The organism is Novispirillum itersonii subsp. itersonii ATCC 12639 (genome assembly GCF_000381985.1).
Lineage (GTDB): Bacteria > Pseudomonadota > Alphaproteobacteria > Rhodospirillales > Rhodospirillaceae > Novispirillum > Novispirillum itersonii.
The window spans coordinates 25,707-34,140 of sequence record NZ_KB907357.1 but is presented as its reverse complement, the minus strand read 5'-3'; the positions used below and the strand labels follow the sequence as shown (position 1 = coordinate 34,140).

Sequence of the window (8,434 nt, the reverse complement as noted above, 5' to 3'; positions counted from 1 at the left end):
ACTGGGCGGCAATGGCGGCGTTATTCAGGAAGCAGTATCCGCCATAGGTGCTGGCCCCGGCATGGTGCCCCGGCGGGCGGCACAGGGCATAGGCGCTGTGCGCCCCATCGGCCACCAGTGCCGCTGCGGTCAGGGCGCAATGGGCTGACGCCAGCACCGCATCCCAGGTGCCTTCGACAATCGGGGTTCCGGCATCGTAGCAGTAATAGCCGAGCTTGCCGTTGATACCCGGCGGGATCACATCCTGCCGCATCGAACGGGCGGCAAAGCCGCTGGGCAGCATGAAGCCGTCTTTGCCAATTGCCTTCCACTGGTCAAAAGCGGTGCGCAGAAACTCGACGAAGGCCGCGTCATGCACCTTCAGGATCGTATCCAGCGGAAACGGGCGGGGCTTGATCACGTCCAGACCGGCATCCTGAACCGCTGACAGAATGTAGTCGGCCCGCACCGGCATTTCGTAACAGGGGACCAGTTCGCCCCGGTGCAGTTCTTTACCGCCGTCGTGACGGCTGTGCAGCGGGGAATAGACGGCTTTCATGGCAGATGATCCTGTTGCGTGGGGAGTCATAAGGATTTGGCAATCACCCTGTGCCAGACTAGACTCAATCCCGATCCGCCCGCTACCCCTGACTGGCCGGACTGATACCCAGATGAACCGCCTTGCGCTGACCGCCCTTCCCCTCGCCGCCGCCCTGCTGATGACAGCTGGCCCGGCCTTGGCATGGGATACCAATGCCCGGGTCTATGCCACCTCGACCGCTCCATACTGGGAAGTCGGGAAGATCGACAATGACCTGTCCCGTCTGTGTACGCTCGGCTCTTTCAATCAGAAGCGGGTGGCACAGGTGTATATTCAGTTCACCGGGAAAAAAGGGCGCGGCATCACCGGCATCGCCAAGCGCGACTTCAACCTGCGCGACCCCCAAAACAAGGCTGTCGACGGCAAGACCTATCATTTCTTCGCGGACGGAACCAGCCAGTGCAAGGTCTACGTCGCGCCCTGAGACCTCTTTCGCGAAAACATAAGTCACCCTATATTCAGGGTCTTCCCTTTCCGCTCAGTCAGGAGCAGCCATGATCCGCTTCCCGTCCCTTCCCACCCGGACCGCCCGCCTTGCCGTGGCTGTGGTGGCCGGGCTGCTGTCCATTGCCGCCCCTGCCGCCCGGGCCGAGGAAATCGGCAGTGTCGACACCGTTTTCAAACTGCTGGGACCGAACCATAAGATCGTGATTGATGCCTTCGATGACCCGGATATTCCCGGCGTGGCCTGCCACATCAGCCGGGCGCGTACCGGCGGCATCAAGGGCGGTCTGGGGCTGGCCGAAGATACAGCGGATGCCTCCATTGCCTGCCGTCAGGTCGGCCCGATCGAACTGCCGAAGAACCTGAAGAAGCGCGATGGCGAGAGTATTTTCAGCGAACGCCGCTCACTGATCTTCAAAAAGCTGCAGGTGGTGCGCTTTTATGACGAAAAGCGCAATACACTGATTTACATGTCTTATTCTGACCGGGTGATTGAAGGATCCCCGAAGAATGCCATCTCGACAGTGCCGGTGATGCCATGGGCGAAGCCCTGATCCCGCTGCCTGCCGGGGTGTTCCGGTATCCCTTCCGGGTCCGTTATTCCGAAGTGGACTGTCAGGGCGTGGCCTACAATGCCCACTACCTGACCTGGTTCGACGTGGCGCTGTGGGAATTTTTCCGCACCCTGCCATGGGACCTGAAAGCACAGGTCCGGGACACCGATACCGACTTCCACACCGTCAAAGCGGTGGTTGAATACCACGCGCCGGTCCGCTTCGATGAAGAAATCCGGGTCGCCGTGCAGCCGGTGCGGATCGGCGGCAGCAGCCTGACCTTTTCTTTGAGCCTTGACGTCGCCGGAGAAGACCTTCGGCGGGCCAGCGGAGAAATTGTCTGGGTCAATGCCTGCCAGACCACCCATACGTCCCGCCGCCTGCCAGAAGATCTGACCGCGCGGCTGCATCCGCTTCTGCCGTAAGGCACAGAGCCCCCGGCCCCGGACAATCCCGGAGCCGGGGGGACAGCAGGACGGTTATTTCGCCGACAGCAGATCCGGCACGCTCAGCAGCATGAATTCGTTGTTATCCGGCACCCCGACGGCACGCCCGGCCGAGAACGGCAGATTGTTGTCGTTGGCAACGATGATGTGGGTGGCATCAACCACGTGCACATCCTCAATCGTAAAGAACGGGAAGTTCATCACACCATCGCGGCTGATGCCTTTGACCACCCCCTTGGGGTCTTTGACGGCCATCAGGTCGATATAGGCAACCTTTTTGACAAACCCGTCGGCATCCGCCGCCGCCAGATCAATCTTGTAGATCCGCTTGATCTTCGCCGGGGTCTTCTGGCAATCAGGGCGGGCTTCGCCGGTGCAGGCCTGACGCGGGTCGCCTTCGCCGTTATCCCGCTCGATCACCAGCGCGGTGGTGGCGTCGATCATGTTGAAGTCGCCGATCGCCAGACCGTTTTCATCCAGAAGGTACTTCCATGACGTCCCGGTCCAGCTTTGGCTGGCGACGTCAAACTGTAGAATCCGCAGATATTCGCGGCCCTCACGGGTTTCCGACTCGCCTTTGGTGATCAAGGCCCCTTCCAGCAGCGGGTAGAGGGTCTTGCCATCGGGTGAAGCCGCCATCCCTTCAAATCCCTTCGAGCGACGGACATCAAAATCCACCGGCCCCGGCTTGGGCGGGGTGATGACGGTATAATTGTCGGGGGATTTCAGAACCCGCCCATCCAGCTTGGTCTCGAACACCGCCAGAACCTTACCGGCCTTGTCGGCGCGGATCAGATAGGGGCCAAACTCATCCCCGATCCACACCTCCTCACCGATCGTCTGAATCGATTCCGGATCAAAATCCGCACCGGTCAGATACCGGCTGCCGGTGTTTTCATTGACGATCAGAAACGGCACCTTCCGGTCCGGATCGTGCAGAAACACCGTCTTTTTCAGGCTGACCTTGCCGGTCTTCCAGTCCGGATGCACGACGTGGAACATCAGCATGGCATCGGGGGAATTGGCTTTGGTGCCAAAGCCGTTATCGGTCAGGACCACATAATCGCCGTTTCCTGCCGGTTTAATGCCGGAAAAGCCCTGCACCGGCTGCCCCTTGAACGGCAGCATCGGCTCCTGCGCCGCATCCTTCACATAAGGCCGCCCGGCAGACAGGCCAACGCCATCAACCCGCTTCGGAGCCTGTGCATACCGACCCGATACCTCCAGCGACGGTGGGGCATCCTTGGGCGGCTGGACAAAGGTGGCAGCTGGCAGGCTGGCGAATCCCTCCAGCACCGCCGGAACCTCAGTGGCCGATACGGCCGGGGCAAGCGCCAGGACCGAAACAGACAGGCTCAGGGCAGCAAGAAACGAACGGGATAGGCAACGGAATGCAGGCATGGTGTCCTCGTGGTGTCAGACAGAAGAGAGACGGGCCTGCCGTCCCCTGCCGCAGGCACCCTCTTCTGCCTACCGCGTACCGGACATTCCGCGGATGAATTTTGCCGGACAGTTCCATAACAAAATCAAGACACTATACAAATTAAAGACAGATCCCCCGCCCGGTTTCCCGGACGGGGGACATTGTCTTACAGGGGAAGGGCGCGGTCCGCTTAGTGACGGAAGTGGCGCATCCCGGTAAACACCATGGCCAGACCCGCATCATCAGCGGCCTTGATCACGTCTTCATCCCGGATCGACCCACCCGGCTGGATCACGGCGGTCGCCCCGGCTTCTGCTGCGGCCAGCAGGCCATCGGCAAACGGGAAGAACGCGTCAGACGATACCACCGAGCCCTTGGCCCAGCTTTCAGCATCTCCGGCAGCCTTGGCCGCCTGTTCGGCGCGGAACGCGGCAATCCGCGAGGAATTGACGCGGCTCATCTGCCCGGCACCGACCCCGACGGTCATCTGATTACGGACATAGACAATGGCGTTGGACTTAACGTGCTTGCCAACGGTGAAGGCAAACATCATGTCCTTCAGCTCCTGCTCGGTCGGCTGGCGCTTGGTCACCACCTTCAGATCGGCAGCGGTCAGCAGGTTATCCCGGCTCTGCACCAGCAGACCCCCGGCAATGTTCTTGACCATCAGGCCACCGACCTTCGGGTCCGGCAGGCCACCGGTGCGCAGCACGCGCAGGTTCTTTTTGGTTTCAAGAACCTTACGGGCCTCGTCGGAGATCTCCGGGGCAATGATCACTTCCAGGAACAGCTTCGACAGCTCTTCAGCGGTTTCGCCGTCCAGCGTGCGGTTGAACGCCACGATGCCACCGAAAGCGCTTTCGGTATCGCAGGAATAAGCCCGCAGATAAGCATCCTTCAGGCTGCTGCCCAGCGCCACGCCGCAGGGGTTGGCATGCTTGACGATGACGCAGGCGGTCTCGTCAAATTCCGCCACCAGCTCAAACGCTGCATCGGTGTCGTTGAAGTTGTTGTAGGACAGCTCCTTGCCCTGCAACTGTTCCGCTGCGGCAATCCCCGGGCGGTTTTCGCCGGTGGTGTACAGCGCCGCCACCTGATGCGGGTTTTCGCCGTAGCGCATTTCCTGCTTCAGTTCACCGGCGAACGCCATCCGGCGCGGGAACGACTCGCCCAGCTGACCGGCAAACCAGCTGGAAATGGCAGCATCGTAGCAGCCGGTGCGGGCGTAGGCGGTGGCAGCCAGACGGCGGCGCAGTTCCAGCGAAGTGGCACCGTTGTTCGCCTGCATCTCAGCCTTGACCACATCGTAATCAGCGACATCGACCACCACGGTGACAGCCGCATGGTTTTTCGACGCGGCACGGATCATCGCCGGACCACCGATGTCGATATTCTCGACGCATTCATCAAAGCCCGCGCCCTTGGCAACGGTTTCTTCAAACGGGTAAAGGTTGACCACCAGCAGGTCAATCGGCTGGATGCCGTGTTCGGCCATTGCCGTTTCATGATCGGCATTGCCCCGGATGCCCAGCAGACCGCCATGCACCTTGGGGTGCAGGGTCTTGACCCGGCCATCGAGCATTTCCGGGAAGCCGGTGAAATCCGAGACTTCCTTCACCGGAATCCCCGCCCCGGCAATCGCCTTGGCAGAACCGCCGGTGGACAGGATTTCCACCCCGGCGTCCGCCAGAAAACGGGCGAACTCGATCAGGCCGGTCTTGTCAGAGACCGAGATCAGGGCGCGGCGGATCGGGCCGGTATAGGCGGGCACGAACGGGACCGAGTTGGACATGGCAGGGGGCTCTCCCTCAGACACAATGCGGTGTGTCGACCCACCCCCCGGTATCAGGCCCGATGGTGACTCGACGATGCGAAAGACTGGAATGGCGCGGGTGATATCATGACCGCCGCAGCGGCGCAGCACTTGTTTTTACCAAAACAGCCGGATCAGCCCCGAAATGTGCCGGTCAAACCGCATCCAGCGCTGTCAGAACCTCAGAAACCGGCAGATCGGCCAGATCCGGGCGGCGCAAAATCGCCACCCGTGGTCCCCGCTGCGCGCACAGCGCCGGATCGGAGGCATGAGAATACACCACGACGCTGGGGCATCCGCAGGTCGCCAGAAGATGCATCGGCCCGGTGTCATTCCCCACTGCCGCCACAGCGCGCCGGGCCAGCACCGCCAGATCGGCCAGCCCGGTCTTCCCGATCAATGACAGCGCCTGCGGGCAGGCGGCCAGAACCGCATCTGCTTCAGCCTGTTCGCTGGACGTCCCTAACACCACCGGGGTCTGGCCACGCCGGGCCAGTTCCACCGCCAGAGCCGCATAGGAAGACGCCGGCCAGCGCTTGTCCGGGCGATGCGGTGCCCCGCCGGGGACCAGCAGCACAGCTTTGTCCGGCAGCGCGACAGACACCGTCCCCCGGTCCAGCCAGCCGAGATCCGGTCCCCCGGGCAAGGGGGGGACCCCGGCCATTGCCAGCTGGTCGGCCTGCCGTTCCAGCGTATGCAGGGAATTACGCTGCGGATTGGCATGGGGATGAGAACACCCCCGGGCGATCCCGCTCCATTCCACCGCTCCCGGCCCCCCGATCAGACGGAGATAACCGGAGGACCGATCAGAGGTCTGCAGATCATACACCCGGTCAAACCGGCCCTGCCGCAGCTTCCGGCGCAGGGCGAACACTTTGCCGAGCTGCCAGACGCGGGGCCGCTCATCGGTCCAGACCTCATCAAACCACGGACAGGCCTGCGCCAGCCCGACAAATGGCCGGGTGGTCAACAGCGTGATCCGGGCTGCCGGATGGTGCGCCCGGATCGCAGCAAAGGCGGAAAAGGCCTGAACGAAATCGCCCAGCGCCGACAGCTTGATCACCAGAATCCGTTCTGCGGTCGGATGCGTCATCATGGCACTCTGCGATCAGACCTGCGGCAACAGCTCGCGGTAGACCGCCATGGTCTTTTCACACATCCGGTCGGTGGTGAAATGATCGCGGATATGGGCGATCGCACGCGGGGCCCATTCTGCCCGCTCATCAGCAGTCAGCGACAGGGCGTTCCGCAGAGCCCGGGCCAGAGATTCCGGATTGTTGGGAATAAACAGCCAGCCGGTCTTGCCATCCACCAGAATCTCCGGCGCGGCACCATGCTGCGGGGCAACCACCGGACGGCCCATGGCCTGCCCTTCGGCTGAAACCCGGCCAAAGGCCTCCGGATCAGTTGAGGCACTGACCACCACATCGGCCACCATATAGGCGGCGGGCATATCATTGCATTCATCAGCCAGAATCACCCGGTCCCGCAGACCAAGGCGGGTGATTTCCGCTTCCACTTCCGCCCGGTAGGCATCCCGCCCCTGATCGGACCCGACCAGCACACAGCAGAACTTCAGATCCCGCAGATGGGTCAGCGCCTCCAGCAGCAGAATCTGCCCTTTCCAGCGGGTCAGACGGCCCGGCAGCATGATCACCGGCTCGCCATCCGGCAGCCGCCAACGCTGCGACAGAGTGATCATCCGTTCCGGGCTGACTTTGTCAGGATCAAAACGGAAGAAGTCGACGCCACGGTGAATCACCCGGATCGCCTCATCGCTCGGCAGATAATGTTCCAGAATATGGCGGCGGATAAATTCAGAGATGGCGATCACCCGGTCGCCCATCGCCATCACCCGGTTATAACGCTTCTTCAACGCCAGCGGCCCCAGATTGTAGGTGCCGTGGAACGTGGTGACAAAAGGCACCCCTTCCGCCCGCGCGGCCCACAGGGCCGACCACGCCGGGGCCCGCGAGCGGGCATGCACCAGCGACACGCCTTTTTCCTGTATCACCCGGCGCAGAGCGTCACGGTTGCGACGCATCACCAGCGGATTCTTACTGGCCAGCGGCAGGGTGACATGCTCCGCCCCAACCCGCTCCAGCTCCCGCACCATCGGGCCGCCTTCGCTGGCAACCACCGCTTTCCAGCCGAAGGCCTGCAGGGCAGTGGCCATTTCAATGGTCCCCCGCTCAACGCCGCCGGTCATCAGACGGGGGAGAACCTGAAGAACCACCGGGGGGGACTTGCCCGCCGGAGAAGAGGTGTTAGGGTGCAGGGTCACGGACAGCACTTTCAGTAACGGATGAACGGACGCGAATATGGTCTCTCCGACGCCTCTTGAGAAGCCCCAGATGTGGACCTGCCCCAGCGGGCATACCCTCGCGTATCACAGATTTGACCCTGCTGCCGAGGGGGGACAGGCAACTTCTTCCATCGGTGTGGTTTTTCTGCACGGCCTGATGTCTGACATGGACGGCAGCAAGGCGCTGCATGTGGAAGCCCACTGCCGTCAGCGCGGCTGGCCGTTCCTGCGGTTTGACCAAAGCGGCCATGGCCAGTCCGAAGGGCGCTTCATCGACGGCACCATCGGCGGCTGGGCAGAGGACACCTGCGCGATGATCGATGCCCTGACCAGCGGGCCACAGATTGTCATCGGCTCGTCCATGGGCGGCTGGGTGATGCTGTTGACGGCCCTGAAACGGCAGGACCGGGTCGCAGGCCTGCTGGGCATCGCCCCGGCCCCCGACTTCACCGAAGAACTGACCTGGCCCGCCCTGACCCCGGCCCAGCAGACGGAGGTGATGGAAACCGGCATCGTTGCGATTCCCAGTGCCTATTCAGAAGAACCCTATCGCTTCAGCCGGGCCCTGTTCGAGGACGGTCGCCGTAACAGCCTGCTTGGCGGGCCAATCCCCTTCGCCGGTCCGGTCCGGATCCTGCACGGCCAGAAAGACGAGGCGGTGCCATGGCAGCACGCCCTGCGCATCGCCGATCAGCTGACCACCGCCGATGTCGAGATCACATTCATCAAAGACGGCGACCACCGCCTGTCTGAACCGGCACATCTGGAACGCCTGTCACAGACGCTGGATGCCCTGCACAGCAGCCTCTCCGGTTGATAGATCCCATAAAAAACGGGGCCTTCCGGCCCCGTTTTTTATCAATCTCCCA

The 8,434-nt window shown here is 62.3% G+C and carries 8 protein-coding genes and 1 pseudogene; 4 read left to right on the top strand and 5 right to left on the bottom strand.

The genetic code is table 11. The features are described 5' to 3' along the window. Positions 1–538 (bottom strand): annotated as a pseudogene (locus G365_RS0118760) (histone deacetylase family protein); the annotation flags it as partial. Positions 539–650: 112 nt separating this feature from the next. Between G365_RS0118760 and G365_RS22380 the strand changes: the two are divergent. The 3 genes from G365_RS22380 to G365_RS0118745 all read left to right on the top strand — a co-directional run bounded on the left by G365_RS22380 (position 651) and on the right by G365_RS0118745 (position 2,003). Beyond that, positions 651–1,004 (top strand): hypothetical protein, encoded by a 354-nt coding sequence (locus tag G365_RS22380; protein WP_019647080.1) that lies wholly within the window; start codon positions 651–653, stop codon positions 1,002–1,004. 70 nt (positions 1,005–1,074) lie between these two features. Beyond that, positions 1,075–1,578, top strand: a complete 504-nt coding sequence (gene creA, locus G365_RS0118750) for a protein CreA (protein WP_019647079.1) — start codon at positions 1,075–1,077, stop codon at positions 1,576–1,578. Beyond that, positions 1,563–2,003: an acyl-CoA thioesterase gene (locus G365_RS0118745; RefSeq protein WP_019647078.1), complete on the top strand. Its 441-nt coding sequence runs from the start codon at positions 1,563–1,565 to the stop codon at positions 2,001–2,003. The genes creA and G365_RS0118745 overlap by 16 nt, the downstream gene beginning before the upstream one ends. A gap of 54 nt (positions 2,004–2,057) precedes the next feature. On the opposite strand, the gene G365_RS0118740 is transcribed toward G365_RS0118745, so the two are convergent. From G365_RS0118740 to G365_RS0118725, 4 genes are all read right to left on the bottom strand, one after another. Next, positions 2,058–3,425, bottom strand: coding sequence for an esterase-like activity of phytase family protein (locus G365_RS0118740; RefSeq protein ID WP_019647077.1), 1,368 nt, complete (start codon positions 3,423–3,425; stop codon positions 2,058–2,060). A 212-nt stretch (positions 3,426–3,637) separates the two neighbouring features. Next, positions 3,638–5,239 (bottom strand): bifunctional phosphoribosylaminoimidazolecarboxamide formyltransferase/IMP cyclohydrolase, encoded by a 1,602-nt coding sequence (purH, locus tag G365_RS0118735; protein WP_019647076.1) that lies wholly within the window; start codon positions 5,237–5,239, stop codon positions 3,638–3,640. Positions 5,240–5,414: 175 nt separating this feature from the next. After that, positions 5,415–6,356: a glycosyltransferase family 9 protein gene (locus tag G365_RS0118730; RefSeq protein WP_019647075.1), complete on the bottom strand. Its 942-nt coding sequence runs from the start codon at positions 6,354–6,356 to the stop codon at positions 5,415–5,417. Between the two features lie 12 nt (positions 6,357–6,368). Beyond that, on the bottom strand, positions 6,369–7,544 hold the full coding sequence (locus tag G365_RS0118725; protein ID WP_051089938.1) for a glycosyltransferase family 4 protein: 1,176 nt from the start codon (positions 7,542–7,544) through the stop codon (positions 6,369–6,371). 37 nt (positions 7,545–7,581) lie between these two features. Here G365_RS0118725 and G365_RS0118720 point away from each other — a divergent pair, with 37 nt between their 5' ends. Beyond that, positions 7,582–8,382, top strand: a complete 801-nt coding sequence (locus tag G365_RS0118720; protein ID WP_026345505.1) for an alpha/beta hydrolase — start codon at positions 7,582–7,584, stop codon at positions 8,380–8,382. Positions 8,383–8,434: the final 52 nt, after the last annotated feature.

What these genes read in the sequence shown, in the direction of transcription:
- creA (WP_019647079.1), top strand. Translation starts at nt 1,075, where the DNA reads ATGATCCGCTTCCCGTCCCTTCCCACCCGGACCGCCCGCCTTGCCGTG.
- G365_RS0118730 (WP_019647075.1), bottom strand. Translation starts at nt 6,356, where the DNA reads ATGATGACGCATCCGACCGCAGAACGGATTCTGGTGATCAAGCTGTCG.
- G365_RS0118745 (WP_019647078.1), top strand. Translation starts at nt 1,563, where the DNA reads ATGGGCGAAGCCCTGATCCCGCTGCCTGCCGGGGTGTTCCGGTATCCC.
- G365_RS22380 (WP_019647080.1), top strand. Translation starts at nt 651, where the DNA reads ATGAACCGCCTTGCGCTGACCGCCCTTCCCCTCGCCGCCGCCCTGCTG.
- purH (WP_019647076.1), bottom strand. Translation starts at nt 5,239, where the DNA reads ATGTCCAACTCGGTCCCGTTCGTGCCCGCCTATACCGGCCCGATCCGC.
- G365_RS0118720 (WP_026345505.1), top strand. Translation starts at nt 7,582, where the DNA reads ATGGTCTCTCCGACGCCTCTTGAGAAGCCCCAGATGTGGACCTGCCCC.
- G365_RS0118740 (WP_019647077.1), bottom strand. Translation starts at nt 3,425, where the DNA reads ATGCCTGCATTCCGTTGCCTATCCCGTTCGTTTCTTGCTGCCCTGAGC.